Below are 20,363 nucleotides of genomic sequence, written 5' to 3' on the forward strand. Positions count from 1 at the left end.
GTCACTGCGTCATTCGAACTCGGCGCGGCAGCGGGTGCCGGCAATGATTGCATGGTCGGAATTGGGCAGTTCCAGCCGCACCCGGAACGTGGCGCTGGCGGCGTCGATCGTCTGGTCGAAGGCCACCACCTGTGCCTGCGCGGGCGCGCTGCCCGTCATTTCCGGGGTGATCGTCGCGCGCTGGCCGCGGTGGATTCGGCGATATTCGGTCTGCGGCAGGAACACGTCGACGCGCAGCGGATCGAGTGAGACGAGCGTAACGATCTTGCCGTCATCGCGTAGGTATTCACCGGGATCGAGATGGCGTTCAGCCACGACCCCGTCAATCGGCGCACGGATCCGGCGCACTTCGAGTTCGGCTTCCGCGCGGGCCAGATCGAGCTGCGCGAGCTCGTATTCCATCTCCGCCGCCTCCAGCTCGCGTTTGCGGATTTCGTAAGCCGTGGCGCGCTCTTCCGAGGCCGATTGCGCGACGACGCCGCGCTCGCGCAGCTCGGTGCTGCGGGAGAACTCCTTCGCCTCGAAATCGAGCCGCGCCCGCGCCGCGTCGATCTGGGCGTGGTTCTTAGCGCGCAGTGTGGCGAGATCCTTCACCGCCTGCTGAACGGAGGTGTTGAGCGAGGCGACGATCTGCCCCTTGCGGACCGCATCGCCGATATCGACCTCGACCGCGCCGATCTGGCCCGGCACGGCGCTGCCCAGATCGATCGTCATTCCCGGCAGGATCAGGCAATCGGAGCTGTTGACCGCCTGCGCAGGGAGCGGCGCGAGCAGAAGAAGGGCCAGCATGGATTTGCACAGCGTCACGGCATATCCCCCAGAAAGCTCAAGATCCTGTCAAAATAGCTCTGCGAGCGCAGCAGCGATAGCCTTTGCGCCTTCAGCGCCCGTGCGAGGGCCTCCTGAGCGGCGCGATAGCTCGTGGCGTCAGGGGCTGCCCGCATCCGTGCGCGGGCGGGATCACTCTCCTCCAACGCGCCGAAGACCCCGTCCTCGGGTGAGGCGAAGGCAAAGTGCTGGGCATGGGGGAAGCTCGCACGCAGCCGCAACTCCCATCCGGCAGGGGCCGCGCCGGTCTGGACAAGCACGGCGGGCAGGGCTTCGCAGGAAAAGATTTCGTCACCGGTGAGCAGGTTGCAGGCCGCGATCTGCGGCGGCAGCTCTGCGGCATCTTCCGGGTTTGGCGCCCAGATCAGGCTGTGCTCGGGCGTGACGAGCAGGCCCGCGAGGGCGTCGCGCGCCTGCGCACGGGTGGCGAAAACCGAGGGTGTGGAGGGAAAATGCGATGCCGCCCCAGACTGACCTGACACGCGCAGCCCGTGTCCCTTGCGCAGCTCCTCGCGGTATCGCGCGAGCCCGAGCCCCGTTCCACCAAGGCTATCATAGGCCGAGAGCGTGCGGCGCATATCAGCCAGATGCGCGACGCCAAACCCGCCGAGAAGCCCCTCCTTCGCGGCGATCAGGTCCGGGATCGAGGGCTCCAACCCGCCCTCGGCGCTGCCCCGGCGCAGCTCGATCCGGCCATTCTCGACGCGGTAATCACGCGGCTGGGTGAAGAGGTCGCGCACCGCGAGCGCCGCAAGCACCGTTTCTTCGCGCCAGTCGGGATCGGCCCACGCCCCGCCGAACAGAACCGCGAAGGTCTCGATCCGCATCTCGCCGCTTTGCTCGAGACGGATGCGCGACGTGACCGGGTCGATCGTGTAATGGCGATCGCGGATCAGCGACGCGAGGATGGCGAAAGCCTGATCGGCATAGATCCGGCCAAGCGAGATCGTGTTTTCAGCCGCGAACCGCACCGGGCGGGGCCGCTCGATCAGCACCAGATCCGCGTCATCCACAAGGGCGGCCGCGCGGTGGGGCATCAACGCAGGCAAGAGCGCCGCGCGATAGGAGAGACGCCGAACGCTGGTGCGCAGGGAGGCTGCCTGAGCGGCGATCTCGACCCGGTCGCGCAACCGGTCCTGCGCAAGCCGTCCGAATGTGGCGAAGACGATCGGGCGGGCATAGCCCTGAGTCCGGGTGTCGATATCATCGGCATCTCCGATCGCGGCGCAATCGAGACCAAGCTCCAGAAGGGCCGCCTCGGCCCGCTCGCTCAGGCTGCGTGCCCGGGTTTCGTGATGGGTGATGACATGGACCTTCTCGCCCGCCAGCGCGCGCGCGCACGCAGCGAGGATCAGGGCATCGGCCCGATCCTCCGGCGCATGCAGATCCGCGAGCTGACCAGATAGCATCGCGGCCGCAGCCGTCGCCAGGCGGCGGGTCTGTGCGGGGGTCGCACCGGGCCGGATCGCGATCACGAGAGGGCGCAGCTTGCGCGCAGTGACGCCTTGCGGTCCGCTCAAAGCGCGCAAGCAGTCACCCGCTCGGGGGCCTTGCGTGCCGAAGATCCGCCGCTCGCGATAGGACAGCCGGGGTAGGGGCGTGGAGGAGAGATCGGCGAGGCTCATATCAAACCTCGAATTCGCGCAGGAAGAGCTGCCGCAGGCTTCGCGCGAGCTGATTGGCCAGAGGCGCGCTGCCGTGATCGAAGCGCACATAGGCGCGTTCGCCGAAATGCGAGGCGGGTCGGCTGTCGAAGGCGACCTCGAGGATGAAAACCGTTTCGATCGTATGCGGTCCGCTTTCCATCGCCGCGTTCTGGCGCAGGGTGAAGGGGCCGCCGCCCTGTTTGCCCAGAAGCTCGGAGGGCAGCCGGTCGGTCGAGAGCGGCATCATCCGCGCGAGCCGCCCGCCATATTGTGCCGCAAGATCGGAAGCGACGCGCACCGAGACCCCCTCCAGATGGTTCGAGACCAGTTCCATGTCGGCCTGGCGCAGGGTCACCAGAACGATCGGGCGCTCGCCGCCCACGACGTGGCCGATCGGCACGCCACGCCCGAGCCATCCCCCGTCGAGATCGCGCTGGCGCGGGATCACGAGAAGGCCCGAGGCGGGGCTGGTGAAGCTCATATCCGCAAGACGCTGGCGCGCCACCTCCAGCCGCTCGGAGACATAGGCGATTTCCTCGGCGGTGAGTTTCGCCTTGTCGCGATCCTGCGCCATCTCGCGACGCTGCTGCGCCTGGAGCGCCGCGATCCGAGCCTCGAGCCCGGTGATCTCGGCGCGGGTCTCGGGATCGTCGAGCGTGGCGATCACCTCGCCCGCCTCCACCCGGTTGCCTGAGCGGGCCGCGAAATCGAGCACCGTGCCGCTGGCCGAGGGACGCAGTTCGGCCCCGTCCTCGTACCAGATCACACCCTGCGCCACCGTGCGATTGGGCAGGGGCAGGGCGAACAGCACACCGCCAATCAGTGCGAGCGCCAGCCCCGTGCCGATCAAAGCACGGGCGCGACCGCGTTTCAGTCGCGCGCTGGTCAGCAGGAAATACCCGCCCTTCAGCAGCGGCCAGATCACGATGTTGAAGATTGCCAGCAGCGCAAGCGCAGTGCCGAGGAAGAAGAACTTCTTGGCCACGAAAATCGCGATCCCAGACATCAGCACGAGCCGATAGGCGATCGAGAGCGGGGCATAGAGCAACAACCACGGGGTCTCGCCGCGCGCTTCGACCGGCGAGGAGGTGTCGCGCAGGCCAAGTAGGTGACGCTGGATCAGCGACAGCCAGAGCTGGTTGGAGCGCTGGCCGAGATTGGGGATCTCGAGCAGGTCGGCGCACACGTAATAGGCGTCGTAGCGCAGAAGCGGGTTGCCGTTGAACAGCACCGCCGAGGCCCCGGCGACGGTCATCACGTTGAAACAGATCGCGCGGGCGAGACCGGGCTCGATCTGGGTCCAGAGGATCGTGGCAAGCGACGCGATCAGCAGTTCGACATAAAGGCCCCCCGCGCCGACAATCGCGCGTTGTCGCGGCAGGCGCATGGTCGAGCTTGCCGAGGCGTCGACATAGGGCACGGGCATGAAGACGAGGAACATGATCCCCATCTCGTGGCTGGTGCGCCCCCAGCGTTTGAGCGCGAGGCCATGTCCGATCTCGTGCAGGAACTTGACGATAGGGAAGACGAACCAGATCAGCGCGAGGTTGTCGAAGGCCAGAAGCCGATCGGTGAAGTTATGGGTCAGCTCGTTCCAGTGGATTGCGACGAGCCCCAGCGCATAGGCCAGAAGCGCGAGCCAGAGCAGGAAGGCGGGCAGCGAATAGAGCATGCGCGCCACCAGCCCCAGCCTGTCGAGCAGTCTTGCGGGGTCGAGCAGCGGGATGCGGATCGCGAGCGGCGAACGAAGCTGGGCCAGCACCTTCTGGCGGTCGAGCGCATCGGCGCGCAGCACCACGTCGCGCATCTGGCTTGCCCCGTCGATCACCAGCAGGTCCGCCGCGTGCAGTCGCCAGAACAGCTTGAGCACATCGAGTTCTGTCGGGGCATCCTCGCCCAGTCGCGCGGTGACGAGCTGATAGGCCTCTTCCACCGTGCGCTTGCCGTCGAGCAGGCTGAGAAAGACATAAACGGCGGGGGAGAAGCGATAGAACCGGTCTCCAATCCGGTCATGCACGACATACCAGAGCACGCCGCGATGTTCCTGCCGGACGATCTGTGCGGCATCGGCAAGCCGGATCCGCCGCCCCGCGACCTTGGCCCAATGGGCCCCGGAATTGCCGGGGGCGCGGGGCGCCGCGCTCATGGCGCCCATCTCCACCAGGTGAGCCGCAACCAGTCAGCCGCGCGCCGTGTCCAGATCCAGCCGAGCCGAGCTTTCCCGGCGTCGATTTTCGCCACGCCCTCCATCCCCGGAGAGACCGGCGCGCCACCTGTGCCCGCAAGCGTCGCCTCGACGAGGAAATGATTGCGCCCGTCATGCGCGGCGGTGACAGGCGTAACCTTCTGCACCTCGAAATGCAGATCGGTGTTGGGCAGCGAGGTCAGCAGCAAGCCTCCCGTTTCGCCGGGCTGCACATGGGTGATGTCGCTTTCGGGCACATCGATATCGACGAGGTAGCTGTCGAGCGGCGCGAGCCGGAACAGCTCGCCCCCGCGCTGAACGCTCTGGCCCAGTGACTGGCTAAGATCGCCCGAGACGATCACCGCATCGAAGGGGGCAGTAATCTGCGTCAGCGCGATCCGGGTTTCGTTGAGCTTGATCTGCGCGGCGGCCTCCTCGATGCGCGCGCGCAGGATGTTGATCCCCGCGCGGTCGAAAGCGGCGAGCGCCTGGGCATATTCCGTCTCGTATTGAAGCTTGCGCGCGGTCCAGGCGTAAAGCTCGAGCTGGAACTCCACATCGTCGAGTTTGACCAGCGTATCGCCCTTGGCCACGGCATCGCCTGCGCGCGGGGTCGCCTCGACGATATAGCCGTCCATCGGGGCCATCACGACGCGCTCCACCGCGCCGCGCAGCCGTGCATCCGCGGTCACGCGGAACTCGGTCTGGTACAGGGTGAGAAACGCGCCGAAGGCGATCAGGACCAGAAGCGCCGCCTTGAGCCGCAGATGGCCCGCGCCGAAGACGGCGGCCAGCGCACGCCCGACGCTCTCGAAGGCGCGGGTGATCAGCCAGCGCTGTTCGCGGTAGCGTTCATGCAAGATAGGGCCGAGCAGCGCCACGATATCGGGCACGGCGTCGCGCACATGTTCGGGCGGTGGCTCGTCGGCGGACCATTCGAAGACCATCGCGCCTGCGGGGCGACCGTCGCGCACATAGGGCTGGGCAATTACGACCCCGCCGCTGCGCGCCTCGGCCAGCGCCTCGGCGTGGCTTCTCACGATGACCGGATCGTCCGCGTCCAGACCGGCGCTCACGGTCGCGGCCTGATCGACGGCCTCGTCCATCGCCTCGGATATGGCACGCACCAGCTCGACCCGGCGGTCGAAGCGGATCGTGTTCGACACCGCCGCGACCTTGCAGCCGCGCGCGCCGCGCAGCCCGTAGGAGACCCGCGCCGCGCCGGTCTCGACCGAGAGCGAAGTGAGTGCAGCAGCCGCGGCCGAGCGGAACCCCTCATGCTCACCCGCAACCGCGATCGGGTCGAGCGCGAGTGTGAGCCGTTCGATCGCATGCTCGTCCGAGCGGCCGGCGCGTCGGCGTTCGAAGACTTCGATCCAGGCCGAGCCCCATTGCAGGCGGCGCAGGATGTCCTGCCGTGCGCGCTCGGTCTTCTCGCCCGCTTCGAGGCCCACCACGCCCACGATCCGGGTGCCTTGGCGGATGAGGCGGGCAATGCAGACGGTGTCGGGATTTTCGGTATCTTCGCGCACGAGGTCGATGCGCTGGCGCAATGCCTCGTTCACGGTTTCCATCAGGAAGCGGCTGGTTTTCTGTTCTTCGGGCCAGAAGGCGACAGGACGGAAGGGGCCACTGCGGCGCATCACCAGAACGGCGCGGCGTGCAGAGGGGATCTGGCCGCATTGCAGGGCAAGCCAGCTCGACAGCGCGTCGTCATCGGCCTCGGCATCGAGCAGCCGGCGCCAATGAGCCAGATCGAGATAGGCGACCGAAGCGCGGTCCCCGCCACGCCCGGTTATGGAAACCCTGTCGTCAGTCATGCTCGCCCCGCTGGCAAAGAGACCGGGTCTCTGAATGTCCTGCCGTCAAACTATCCTCTCTTGCTACTCCCCCACTGCCGCATCATGCGGCGAAGTCATCGCGTGGCATCCAGGCCTCGACCACCACCAGTTCCTCGTCGGTCGTCGCCGGGTCGGACGAGCTCGTGCCGCCATCGGTTGTCGGATCGGTCGTGCCGCTATCCGAGGTGACCATCTGCGACTCGAGTGACACTGTGCCGTCCCCGGTATCCGAGGTGCCCGTGCTGCCATCGGTGAGCGTGGCATCGCCCCAGTCGATCGCCGTGCTGTCTTCCTCGGCGAGCGGTGCGCTGACCGGCTCGACTGTGGCGAGGGCCGTGGCTTCGAAGCTCTCGGTGACCTCGTCACCCTGTTCGATGATCGGCGAGCCGACGATCTTGGTGTCCTTGATCGTCGCCTGAACGCCGGTCGAGGCCAGCCCGTACCCGCCATCGGTCACGCTCTCGTCGAAGGTGTAGGAGAGCTTCATCCCGTCGACTGACAGACGCGCCAGCCCGCTTTCCTCCAGCAAGAGATTGAGCACGTAATCGGTACCGCTGCGCATCGCGTAAGCGAGGCTGGCAAGTTCGATCCAGTTGCCGTTCTCAACGATGCCGATCACCAGCTTGCCGCTCGCCACGTCGATGCCCGCATATTTCATCAGGCCGTCATCGGTCGCGTCGAACAGAAGGTAGGTATTGGCCTCGCTCTTCTTGTTGAACTTCTCGAGATCGGTCTTGGCGGTGAATTCGACGCTGCCGTATTCGACCTCGTCACCGCCACCCAGCTCGCCGAGCATTTGCAGATCGGCCTTCAGCTTGAGCTTGCCCACCACCTCGATCGTGTCGGCATCGCCATAGGCATCCGCGAAGGCTTGCTCGACCAGATACCAGTCATCATCGGCGAGCTTGGCCTGGGCCGAGAGCGACATGCCGCTCGTATCTTCCCAGAGCTCGCGCCGCATGATGTTGCGCGGCCCGTGATCATTGCCCGCCTGCGGATCGTCCGGCGGACCGGACTGATCCCCCCAGTCGAAGTCTTCCTGACGCACCATGCCAAGCTCGTTGAAGGGCGAGCCGTGGCGTTCGTCATAGACATCCGGGTCGAGCGGGTTGTCGAGCTTGTCGTCGATCGCGATCTGCTCGGCAAAGCGCAGGATGTCGGGCGTGCTCTCGTCGGCCCCTGCAGCGCGCGCCAGATCGAGAACGAATTGCTCGGTATGGGGTTGCAGCAGGCGCGCGATCTGGAAGGCGCCGAAGGGCGAGAAGGGCACGATGTAGGAATTGTATTCCCCGATCCAGTCGATCGCGCGATCGGCCCCGGTGTTGAGGATGATGTAGTCGCGACCCGCACCGGAATAGACGATATCGGCATATTCCTGATAGGAGTCGGGACGACGGTTGTCGCCGCCATCGGTGTCGAGGTCGTCATCCATCTGGAGCAGGTCATTGCCGCGCCCACCGAACATGTGGTCGCGCCCGGTGCCGCCGACGATCCAGTCATTGCCCAGATCGCCGAAGAGCTTGTCGGCCCCGTCGGTCATCAGCTCCATCGTGAAGGTCTGATCCTCGACCCCATCCGCGGCATCGTTGTTGAGCAGGAAGTCGCGGGTGACTTCGAAGCCGTCAACCGTCTCGGTCACCATGATGCGCGAGCGCGGATCGTCCTCGTCATAGAGGGCGAACTCCTCGGGATCATAGGCACCGAAGCGCAGAATGTCGCCGGGGTTGTAGAGGCCGAAGCCGAACCAGAACGGTGCCGGAGCCGCCGCAGGCGCGCCCATGCCGGTATCTTGCTGGGCTTGCAGGAAGGCGTTCACATCCGCACCGCCCGCATAGTACTCGGGCAGGGCCTCTGCGCCGGAGACCGCATCGTCGCCATAGCCGCCATGGATGAAGTCATCCTCCCAGCCGCCAAAGATGATGTCATTGGCCGAGGTCATCTCGGGATCAACCGCGCCGTCGATCGCAAAGCTGACGCCGTCGAGGTCGAAGGCGATCGCGGTCATGGATTTCAGAAGATCGCCGGTCGGGTAGATCATCTCGATCTGGAGGTTGCCCGGCGTGCGGATGATCTCCTGCATGTTGGGCGTGGTCAGCCCGATCAGCCCTTCGGTCAAGCCGTTGCGGCTGGTCGCGATCAGCCCGTCATCGCCCACGAGCCCATCCGTGCCGCGCCCGCCCAGGAGCACATCGGCACCGGCCTGACCATAGAGGTCATCATCGCCCGCATTGCCGTAGATCAGGTCATCGCCGGTCATGCCGAAGATGACGTCATCGCCGCTCTCGCCATAGATCAGATCGCCCGCACCCACGCCGAAGTCGTTGAAGGAGGTCTTCCAGTCAACGGTTCCGGTGTCGGGATTGGTTGCGCTGCCGTCGATGGAATACGCGTAATCGAGCATTTCCGCGACGCGGATCGTCAGCCCGTCGCCATAGCCCGCGCCTGCGGCATAGGTGAAGGCCTCGCCCACGAGCCGGAAGACATTGGCATTGTCACCCACGATGAGATCGGCATCGGCGGTATGGGCATTGGTCTCGTCGACGATGGTCTCGGAGGTGTCGGCGTAATCGGCATTGCGCGCGAGCCACTCGGCATCGCCAGCGCCGCCATAGATCAGGTCCGCCCCATCCGGGCGCAGACCCTCACCGGTCAGCGAGCTGAAGAGAGCCTTCGCCGCCAGTTCGGACGAGCCGCCGATCAGGTCATCCTGACCGAGATTGCCGTAGATCCGGTCGTTGCCGCCATTGCCCTCGATGTAGTCGTCACCGTCCGCGGCAGAGCTGCCGACCGAGAAGCGCAGCGCCTTGAGATTGGCCGGGGTCACCGGAAGCACCGGCGCATCCGCGATCGTCACGTTCGACCCGCCCGACATGATGACGAAGCTCGGATCGCCGCCAAGGCCCGGCGTGAAGGGGTCGACCGTGTCGGCTGCGACCAGTTCGATCTCGCCATCGCCTTGCACGATATCATCGCCAAGCTGGCCGTAGATTACGTCATCTTCGGCCCCGCCCGCGATCACGTCGTCGCCGAAGGGACGCGCTGCCGACGGGTCATTCGCCGCCGCCTGTTCGATGCTCGCATCGAAGTCGAGCAGGAAGACATTGCGCGGCAGAAGCGCGTTCGGATCCTGCACCGCCGCCCCGATATTGGGCGTGAAGCCCAGATCGACTTCGAAGGTGCCAACCGGGGTCACCACCTCGTCGGTGATCATTGAATAGAGCGTGTCGCCCGCAAGCTCGCGGAACCGGTCGCTGGCCGAGATGCCTTCGCGCTGGATGATCGCGTTGTCGCCCGCGATCACGTCCTGACCCTCGCCACCCGAGAGGATGTCGTTGACCTCCTGAAGGTCGGTCGGGTCGAGATCGGAAAGGTCCGTAGGCAGGATCGCCGCAACTTGCACCGGGTTCAGCCCGTCGAGATCGTCCGAGCCGCCAGCGGTGTTATGCCCGCCGATCAGGTCGTCATTGCCGAGCCCGCCGAAGATCACGTCATCGCCTTGCTGGCCCATCGCGATATCGTTGCCGGCCTCGCCGAAGATCACGTCACCCGCACCGCCGTCACTGGCGCCGGTGAAGATCGCGAAGTAGTCGTCGCCGACCCAGGGTGCCGTGCGGCCTTCCGCGCCGACGGTCTGCCAGGCCTTGCCGTGGTCGCCGAGGATCACGTCATCGCCCATATAGGCGTCCGAGGCGAAATCGCCGCCGTAATCGCCCCAGATCCGATCCGAGCCGGTGCCGCCGAAGATCAGGTCGGACATGCCGTCGCCCAGGATCAGGTCGTCGCCGCCCTCGGTCGGATCGCTGGAGCTGATCAGGATCGTGCCCGGAGCGAGCAGGATCGGATCGCTGCCAAGATCGGCGCGACCCGCGACCGTGTCGCTCGTGATCACGAAGTCGACGAAGCCGTTGTCGCCAAGGATACGGTCATAGCCATTGCCCGCGAAGAGGAGCTGGTTCGAGACCGACAGGTCGCTCAGATCGACATCGCCGCTGCGGTCGCCATAGATCCGGTCGCCCGCCGCGCCGCCGATCAGGATATCCTCGCCATTGTTGCCGAAGATCACGTCCGAGGCGCCTTCGCCCGGCGCCGTGGTCGAAATCAGATCGACCGTGGCCGGATCGACATCGCCGTCGAGCCAGTTCACGAGGCCGCTGTCGCCGATCACGATGTCATCACCGGTATTGGCCCCGATCAGTGCGATACGGACACTTGCCGCATCGCCATGGAGCGCATCGGAGTCAGCGCCGCCGATCACGATATCGTCGCCCTCGTTGCCTTCGATCAGGTCACGCCCACCCTCAGAGGGATCGGTGCTGGCCATATAGACCGGCGCGCCATCCTGAACGGTGATCGTGCCGAAATCGCCGCCGAGCGCATCTTCGCCCGCGCCGCCAACGGCGGAGAAGGTCACGTCGAGATCGAAGCTGCCGCCAAGCCGGGGCAGGGTGGCCGTGAGGTCACCGAAGATGAAGTCTCCCTCGGCCCCGCCAAGCGCCAGATCGCGGCCCGCCTCGCCAAGGATCGCGTCGATCCCGCCATTGGTGCCACGCGTGCGCACGGTGATGATCGCGGCAAGGCCGGAGCCTTCGCCGGTATAGAGCACCTCGCCGTTATCCCCGAGCAGCACATCGTCGCCGGTACGGCCATAGAGCAGGTCGGAGCCGAGCCCGCCAAGCGCCACATCGCTGCCGCTGCCACCGTCGATATCGTCATCGCCCGAGGCGAGCGCATCGCCAGCATCAAGGCCGAGCTCGACGCCTGCGAAAGCTGCGGGTGCGGCCGGGATGCCTTCGACATCAATGCCCGCGAAGGTGGAGATCACCCGCGTCACATCCGGCGGCGTGTCGCCGTCGCGCAGCACGAGCCCGGCATCGCCGAAGATCACGTCATCGGCGCTGCCGCCGGAGATCGTGTCGTCATCGGTGCCGCCGATGATGATATCCGCGCCGCCCGAGCCGTAGATCAGGTCGGCCCCGCCGGTATTGCCGAAGATCGAGAAGATGTCGTTGGCGAAGGCGCTGCCATCGTCGCGCACCACGAGCCCGTGGTCGCCCAGCAGGATATCGTCTTCGTTGGTATCCGAGGCCGAACCGCCCGAGACCGTGTCGCCGCCATCGCCGCCGATCACGATATCCTGGCCGGTCTCCCCGAAGAGACGGTCCGCGGCGCCCATCCCCGGATCAAGGCTGATCACCCATGCGATACGGTCGAACAGGGTCGAGCCGGAAGCCTTGAGCAGCAATTCGGCATAATCGCCCACGATCAGGTCATCGCCCGCCGAGCCGAAGCCGGTATCGCTCGCGCCGCCGCCCACGATCAGATCGGAGCCGCCAAAGCCGAGGATCAGGTCCGCCCCGTCAGTCAGCGCCGCATTATGGGTGCCGATGATCGAGAGCCCGTCGCGCAGGATCTCATCGCCGAAGAGGATATCCTCGCCGGTGCCACCGCTCGGGTCGCCATAGAGCGTATCCGAGCCGCGCCCGCCAGCCACCTGGTCGTCGCCATTGCCGGCGTAGATCCGGTCATTGCCGCCGGTGCCGGTGGTGTTCGTGGCGTAATGGGTGGCGTCGGTGATCGTGCCGTCATCGCCAAGGATGATGTCATGGCCCGCTTCGCCATAGATCACGTCGCCCGTATCGGCATCGCCGACACCGTATTCGCCGGTGTCCGAGACGCCGCCGATGATCAGGTCATCGCCTTCCTGGCCATGGATCAGATCCGCGCCGTCGCCGCCCTCGATGCGGTCATTCGCGCTCGATTGCTCGCTCTCGCCCGCCGCGGGCAGGCTGTCGGCGGGATACCGGTCGCCCCAGATCTCGTCGGCATCGTCGTCGCCATGGATCGTGTCCGCGCCTGCGCCGCCGATCAGCAGGTCTTCATCGTCGCCACCGAAGATCTGGTCATTGCCGAACTGGCCGCGGATCACGTCATCGCCGCCATCGCCGTAGATCGTGTCGCCGAGGCCCGAGAAGGCCAGCTCGCCCAGCTCGAACCCGTCCTCTTCGCCGAAGATGATGTCATTCGCGCCATCGCCACGGATGAAGTCCGCGCCGAGCCCGCCGAGGATCAGGTCGGTTTCGCCGATCGTCGCATTGGGGGAGGCGGTCTTCACGGTCGAGAGCGCCGAGCCGAAGGCCACGTCATAATCGCCGCGGATCACGTCATCGCCGGCGCCCGCGTCGATATTGTCAGCACCGCGACCGCCGAAGATAACGTCATTGCCGAGATGGCCGGTGATCGCATCCTCGCCGTCATTGCCGTAGATCCAGTCCGCGCCATCGCCCGAGCTGTCGCTGTCATCCTCGCCATCGCCCTTGAGCGTGTCGTTTGCGCCGCCGCCATAGATCGCATCGCCGCCATCGCCGCCAAAGACATTGTCGGCGCCGTCGGTCCCGGCCGAGGCGACATAGTTCGAGACGCTCAGCCCGTTCGTGGCATCGGCCGAAGCCGCGCCGTCGCCAGCCAGCGAGTCATTGCCGCCGAAGCCGCGCACGACGTCGACATCTGCGCCGCCGAGCAGGATGTCATTGCCCATCCCGCCGAGCAGTTCGTCCTCGCCCGCGCCGCCCAGCACATGCAGCGCGACCTTGAGCGAGGCCGCATCGCCGAGGATCTCGTCGTCACCGCCCGCCGCATCACCGTAGAGCACGGTGATATTGTTGAAGACTTCCCATTCCCCGAAACCGATGATCAGTGCGAAGCGGTCCGCCCCGCCGCTGCCCGTGGCATTGTCGAGATCAAGCGCGGCGCGGATTTCGTCCGTGTCGATATCGTCGTCCATGTTGAGGTCGAGGTTGTGGTTTAGATAACCCGCCGAAAGCGCGGCCACGGCCTCGCTATGGGTTATCTTGCCATCCGAGAAATAGCCTGCGTCGATGGCATCCTGAAGTGCGCCGTCATAGGCCCAGAGCGAGATCTCGTCCTGCCCTTCCGCAGCGACACGGTCGCCGAAGATTTCGAGCTTCTCGTCATCGTTGCCATCGGCCCCGGAGCGGCGATATTCGGCGAAGGTGCCGATGTTGAGCCGCGCGGTGGTGTCGTCGGGCCCGTCCACCGTCGCCAGCTCCGGCGGCGGCAGGGGCGGGCAGGAGAAGCTGAAGTCGAGGAGCGTGACACGCAGCAGCTCGAACGTGTCCTCGAACAGCGTGACGAAGCCGAAGGGCGTGTCGAAGCCAAGCTTCACGAAGGCTTCGAGATAGGCCGTCAGCGCGCCCTCGAAGTCGAAGATACAGAAGATGCCTTGGTTGAGCTTCTTGCCGATCTCGTCGAGATAGAACTTGCCGTCGCCATCGTCATCGGCCCAGTTCGCGCCGATCTGCGCCTCGACGCCGCCGGTGACGCCCGCCTCGGCCACTAGGACCGACAGGCTCGCCGTAGCTTCAAAGAAGACCTTGAGGCCGAGCTCGAGGATGTCCTCGTCGGTGAAGGTTTTCGACACGGGATCAAAGGCATGGTCGCCGAAGTAGAAGCCGTCGAGGAAATCGCCCGTCTCAAGTCCGCGGCTGTCATAGCCGACCGAGAGATCAAGGAAGATCTCGAACCCGCCGCCCAGTGTGACGAAGAGCGGAACGGGGGGCAGGATCGGGCCGAACTTGTAGGAGATGCCGAATTCGGCCGAAAGACGCGGAATGTCCCAGACCACGAAATCGACGCGCTGGCCGAAGAGCAGACCGAAGAGCTGCGCGGGTTCCTCGATGAAGGGGAAGAACAGGCCCACATCATGGAGCTGATCGAAGATCCCCGAGAGACCGCCACCTTGGTCGCTGCCGTCGGTATCGTTGTCGATTGCGGTTTGAAGCGCACCGGGGGAGACGCCGATATCGGTCGCCTCGCCAAGCATCAGCCCGTTGAGCTGGGTGCGGCCCGAGGCCGAGGTGAGATCGATTCCGGTCGTCATTGCCGACACCGCGCCGGGCGCGACGGCATAAGGATCGGAGATGATGAAATCGCCGAAGCTGATCAGCGTGCCTTCGGAGAGATTGTCGATGAAGCCCTTGATGGCAGCGATCGTATCGAGCACCTCGATCAGCGTGTCGACCGAGTCGATCCCCGAGCCGAGGAGCCCGATTGCGTCACGTACCGTCACCTCGCCCTGACCGAAGAGCTCGGACAGTTGCGACAGGATGGGCACCGGCTCCCCGAGGAATTTCAGGAAGGGATCGAGCGGCGCGGTGAAGTCGTCGATGAAGTCGATCAGCGGGCCGAGCGCGTTCTCGACGAACTCGCCCATGTTGAGGCTCAGATCGTAGAACTGCACGCCCGGCGCTTCGAGTGCGCCATCGCCTGCGCTCCACATCCAGTCGATATTGAGATCGGTGGTGACATTGGGCAGGTCCGCAATCGACAGCCCGCCGCCGAAATCGGCCCCGCCTTGCAGGTGCAGGTCGATATTCACGGCAATCGCGAAATCGACATCGAGCCCGTAACCGCCCAGATCGGCGACGTCGATCTTGTAGCCCTTGTCGGTCGCATCGAGCCCGGCGGTCGTGACCGCTACGCCGCCACCATCGACGAGGCCTACATCGAGCTCGGTTGCCAGCCCGACGCCCCGTCCGAGACCCACATCGGTTGCGACATTATCGGGATCGTCATCCCACGGCGTCGCATTCACGCCGAGGAAGAACAGCCGGAAGTTCAACTCGGAATCGGGCGTAAGGCCAACGCTGAACTCGCCGGTCAGGATCGGGTCGATGACATCGTCTTCGTTGACATCGGGCAGCACGAGGAAGGCGCCGCGATCGGCGCTCAACCCGAAGCCCATCGCGACATTGAGCAGGAAGTTGACGGTCACGCCGCCCTCGCTTTCAACCTCGATGACGAAGGCATCCATGCCAAAGTCGAAGGGCACGGTGTCCGTGATATCGAAGCCGAAGAAGAGCGGTTCGAGGATCAGCTCGCGGTCGCTTATGTCGAAGCTCAGAAGGATGTCTTCGAAGGTGAAGGCATCGAGATCGCCCGCATTCCCCTTCATCGCCTCGGCATTCAGGATCGGTTCGAGCGCGTCGAAGAGAATATGCTGGGCCTGTTCAACCAGATCGCCAGCGCCTTCTTCCAGCGCCTCGAGTTCCGCCTTCATGCTTTCATAGAGGCTGCGGAAGCCTTCCAGAGCATCGTTGAGCGCATCGACCGGCCCGCCGATCAGCGGCGCCTCGGCCAGTGCATCGGTGGCGTCGACGAGGAAATCGAGAATGAGTTCAAAGGCTTCAAGCAGGTTCGAGAAGTCGAGAAGCCCCGCCGCGATGGCTTCGAGTTCAAGCGCCGTCAGCGGGTTGATGGCGGCATCGAAGACAAATTCGCCCGTATCCATGCCGATCTGGACATCGAACCCGAAATCGACCTGGGCATCGGTGCCCGTCAGGATGCCATCGTCGGCATCGGCATTGTCGCTATCATACATGATGGCGGTGCCGTTCTTGTAAAAGCCGAGCGCATCGGCGACGAGCCGCGCCTGACCGTCGAAGCTGAAGCCCAGATCGCCAAGCGCGATATAGCCGTCGGTGGCCGCACCACTCACGCCGATATCGATATAAGCCGGACCCGTGCCATCGAAATTGGTCAGTTGCAGAACCGGGTCGGTCGGGTTCTCGAAACGGATTCCGACCCCGCCGGCATTGATCACCAGCACGCCATCGACCGCGAGGGCCGCGTCGAGGCGGAAGCCGCTTTCCTCGGACACGAGCAGGTTGAAGTTGCTCTCGAAGACCTCGGCGTTCAGATCGCCGATCTCCAGCGCGAGGCCAAGCTCGAACATGCCGCCCAGCTGGAAGCTGAATGCGCTGTCCTCGATCCCGGCATTGAACAGGCTCGAGCCGAAGGAGAAGTCGAAATCGACCCCCGATACATCGACGTCGAAGACCGAGGGTGCGATGCGCAGGTCGGCCTTGATCATGCCGTCGGAATAGTCGAACTGGATCAACCCGCCACCGAAGAGGCCGAGCACGCTGGCGCGGAATTCCTCGACCACGCGATCGACCAGCGCATTCGCTTGCGCCGTGAGCGCATCCACCACGTCATTGACCTCATCGGTCAGTCCGGCCGTGAAGTCGCCCGCGTAAGCGGCCAGGTAATCGGCAAGATCGACGAGCAGGTCGCCCGCGAGCGTCTCGACCTTCTCGATTGCCGCCTCGATCATGTCCGTGAGCGAGGGCAGGAGCGCCATCAGCTCAAAGATATCCTCGCCCTCGGCCGCGATGGTGGAAAGCTGGTCCACGATCCAGGCAAGGCTGCCTTCGAGCGACTCGTCGGTCAGGAAAGTCTCAAGATCGTCGAGCGCGTCGAGCACCGCCTGAACCATGTCCTGATCAGCTTGCACGCCGGGCAGATCCGCGATGGTGCTGCCTACATCCGCGATCAGCTCCGCGATCTTGGCCTGAAGCGCGTCGACCTCGGTCTGGGCCGCATCGCCCATATCGTCGAGCAGTTCGCTTGCAAGCCCGATCAGCTCGGCGATGGTCATCGTCGCGAGATCGCCCACGGTATCGCTGGCGGCACTTGCATCGACCAGCGCCTGTTTGAGCGTGTCGGTCAGCTTGGCGCCGATATCCTCGAGCGTGTCGTCGAGATCGGGCAGCTCGAAGCCGAGCGCGTTCTGCACCAGCTTGAGGATCGTGTGGGTCGAGGGGATGGCGTCCTCGATCGAGTCGAGCGCCATCCCGAATGTCGCCTCGAACTCGTCGAGAAAATCGGTATCGCCCGCGAATTCCTCGCGCACATTCGCGATCGCGCCGCGCACCGCCGCGAAGGCCGCGATCAGCTTGCTGGGCGTGTCGGAGAAGAAGAAATCGAAGCTCGTACCGAAATCGATGACCTGCGCACGCAACTCCTCCAGCGCGGCAAGCAGCAGCTCGCCCACATCCGAGCTCAGCAGCTGGTTGGCCGCCTCGGTCGAAAGCGCCGTGAAGTCGTTGAAGGCATCGAGCGCGTCGAGATCGCCGGCGAAGAAGCCCGAGTCGATGGCGGCCTGCTTCACCCCGTCGATATCCTGCGGATTGAGGAGGGCCAGAAGCCGGTCGGCTTCGATTGCGAGCAGGGTGTTGATACGGTCGGTCACCGGGCCGATCACGTCATCCACCGCGTCCTGCAACAGCGTCACGAGATCGCCGATCGAGCCGTCGATCAGCGGCAGATCGGCATTGAGCAGATCCATCTTGTCGAAGAGTACGCTGGAGAGCTCGCGCACCAGCGTCAGCAGATCGGCCGAGCCGAGATTGCTGAGCGCGGTGACGAGGTTCTCGATGCCGGAGGTGTCGACGACCGGAAGGATCGAGCCGACCTCGAAATTGATGGTCAGATCGAAATTCGCATCGTCGAGCCCGAAGGCCCCGCCATCCTCGAAGACAACGGGCAGGATCAGTTCGCCCGTGATCCCGCCATCGAAGGCGACGGTGTCGAGTGCGGCAAACCCATCGCCATCGGTCACGCCAAGTTCGGTCAGGTAGAGCCGGTCGAGCCCGTCGGCGCTTTCCACATCGTTCAGCTGCATGTCGAGCTTGAAACCGATCGGCGTGGTGGTGCCGCCATCGACGACGCCGACCGTGATGAAGCCGAGCGCGCCATAGAGGTTCACGTTCTCCATCGACATGCCGATTTCGGCGCTTGCCATCGAATTGGCGTCGATGAAGAAGCGATCGACGATCAGCCCGCCCGAGATCGTGTCCGACCCGCTTGCTGCGACAAGGCCGAAGCCGAAGCCCATATCGAAGACAGCTTTCGAGCCCGTGCCACCTGCAACCGAGAAGACCGGATCAGCCCCGTTCGGGACCGAGGTGTCGGTCAGGACGAGGCCGCTGCCGAAGATGTCGGGATCAAGCGTGACCCGTCCGCCGGTTTCGGTCTCGATATGGGTGCGCAGGTCTGCGATCGTGGTCATGACCACGTCGAGATCGACCGATCCCGTCCAGCCGTCGCGCGTCTCGAAGAGCAGATCGGGATCGGCGGTGCCATTGGTGCGAATGCCGAGCCCGCCATTGAGCGCCGCAAGCTCGAACGTCTCCGTCAGCTCGCTGAGGTCGATCCCCGCGCCAAGCGCAAAGCCCATGCCCGCATCGACATGGACCGTGGCAGAGCCCGCCAACGCCAGCTCGCCCAGCAGCCCGAGATCGAGCGCCTTGTTGAAACTCAGCGTCCGATCGAACACCGCGGAATCGAAGCCGATATCGAGGTCGAATTTCAGCGAATTGGTCGCGGCGTCATAGGTGAGGTTGGCGCCCGTGCCATCGAAGATATCCAGATCGGCGAGTTTCGTGGCGAATTCCTGGATCGTCGAGAAGGTCGGCAAGGGCAGGGCGGTCAGGTCGTTCTGGAAGCCAAGCAGCGCGGTGATCTCGGCCGCGACATTCTCCAGCACGATGTCGGTCACGTAATCGCTCGTCGCACGCAGGCCGATGAAGCCGTCACGCACGAAGGCTTCGATCGGGACTGCGCCACCGATGGCGGTGTTGATCTGGTCGACCAGTTCTTCGAGCTTGTCGCTCGCCAGATCGACGGCGGCCGAGATCGCGTCGAAATCGAGGTTGATCGTCTCGGTCGAAATTGTCGGCGTCTCGTCGGTCGGCGCCAACTCGACATATTTGATGTCGAAGCTGTACCCGCCCGAGGTCAGCTCGGCCAGATCGGTCAGCGCCCCGCCCAGAAGTCCGGGCACGGACAGGCTGTCGATCACTTGACGCAGCGCGGCGTTGAAGCTCGAGAAATCGCTGACATTGATGTTGATGAAGTCGATCTGCGCCAGCGCGTCGAAGGCGCCCGCGAGCGATTCCAGCTTGCCGCCCAGATCGCCGATGAAGCTCAGCAGGGTCGAGGCGTTGACCCGCGTGAAGTCGAGCAGATCAGGCGCGTCGATCGAGATCGAGATGCTCGGATCTTCGAAGAAATTCCCGTCGAGCGTGATCGTCACGCCCGCATCATCGAGCGTGAGCCCGCTGATCGCCCCGGCGGAATCGAGTTTCAGCGATGCGGTCAGGCCGGTGTCGGCATTGTTGATCGCGGTGGAAAGGAGGGCGATGCCGGCGCCGTCGAGCTCGGAGATCGTGATCCGACCGTCGTTTACGGGAGAGTTCTCGTTCAGGACCGCCGTGACCGAGGCCTTGAGGTCGAAGTCACTGGTCGCATCGAGGCTGGCATCGCCCAGCATGCCGATCTTGATCACGTCGCCGGAAGCAGCGGCTTCAAGATCGGCCATGCCTGCAAGAGTCAGTTCCGCACCACTCGCGATATAGGCGGCATCACCCGGCGCGAGGCTCGTGTCGAGCAGCACACCGAAGCCGAAATCGAAATCGAGCGTGACGGAGAAATCGAAATCCGCATCGATCGCGAGGCCGAATTGCGTGGCGGCGGCGCCGAAGTCGAAGCTGTTGCCGCCGCTGAGCACGGAGGTGTCGAATTGAATGTCGAACCGCGCCTCGTTGCCATCCTCGAAGAGCGTCGAGGCCAGACCGGCGATCGTGTTGAGGTCGTCATTGAGATCGTCGAACGTGCCGGTCGCGGAGTCGATCATCGCGCGCAGCGGATCGAGCAGCTCGGTTTGCAGCGTGTCGGCGAGGGCGGAGGCTTCGGCAAGGCTTTCATCGAGGACGGGGATGTCCGCGGCAAGCTCCTCGAAGCTTTCGAGATCGTGGATGAGAAGTTCGAGACGGTCGAGCCCGTCATCGAGCGCATCGGCATAGGGGCTGATATCGGCCGAGAGCAGGTAACGCTTCTCGAGACTGTCGAAGGCGAGTGCACCGCGCTTTCGGCGGTCATTCTCCGACGGGGTGAGTGCTGTGCAGTTTCTCAGCGCGTTTCGTGCGCGCCCCAGCGCCTTGCCACGGCTCGGGCGGTGCCCGCGAAACGTCGAATGCGGCCCAAAGTTCACTCCCATAGCGT

Annotated in this window: 5 protein-coding genes; all 5 read right to left on the bottom strand. The window is 64.8% G+C overall.

Annotated elements, in window-relative coordinates; genetic code table 11:
- Positions 1–9: 9 nt before the first annotated feature.
- The 5 genes from TP2_RS16425 to TP2_RS18930 all read right to left on the bottom strand — a co-directional run bounded on the left by TP2_RS16425 (position 10) and on the right by TP2_RS18930 (position 20,358).
- Positions 10–807 carry an efflux RND transporter periplasmic adaptor subunit gene (locus tag TP2_RS16425; protein WP_051692772.1) on the bottom strand — a complete coding sequence of 266 codons (798 nt, stop codon included), beginning with the start codon at positions 805–807 and terminating at the stop codon, positions 10–12.
- Positions 804–2,453 carry a hypothetical protein gene (locus TP2_RS16430; RefSeq protein ID WP_038079715.1) on the bottom strand — a complete coding sequence of 550 codons (1,650 nt, stop codon included), beginning with the start codon at positions 2,451–2,453 and terminating at the stop codon, positions 804–806. Before TP2_RS16430 ends, TP2_RS16425 begins: the two co-directional genes overlap by 4 nt.
- 1 nt (position 2,454) lies before the next feature.
- A complete protein-coding gene (locus TP2_RS16435; protein ID WP_038079717.1) occupies positions 2,455–4,620 on the bottom strand; it encodes a biotin/lipoyl-binding protein in 2,166 nt (721 codons plus the stop codon).
- Positions 4,617–6,479 carry an efflux RND transporter periplasmic adaptor subunit gene (locus TP2_RS16440; RefSeq protein WP_051692774.1) on the bottom strand — a complete coding sequence of 621 codons (1,863 nt, stop codon included), beginning with the start codon at positions 6,477–6,479 and terminating at the stop codon, positions 4,617–4,619. Before TP2_RS16440 ends, TP2_RS16435 begins: the two co-directional genes overlap by 4 nt.
- Before the next feature lie 82 nt (positions 6,480–6,561).
- Positions 6,562–20,358, bottom strand: coding sequence for an LEPR-XLL domain-containing protein (locus TP2_RS18930; protein ID WP_038079719.1), 13,797 nt, complete (start codon positions 20,356–20,358; stop codon positions 6,562–6,564).
- Positions 20,359–20,363 lie beyond the last annotated feature (5 nt).

Source organism: Thioclava pacifica DSM 10166 (genome assembly GCF_000714535.1).
Classification (GTDB): domain Bacteria; phylum Pseudomonadota; class Alphaproteobacteria; order Rhodobacterales; family Rhodobacteraceae; genus Thioclava; species Thioclava pacifica.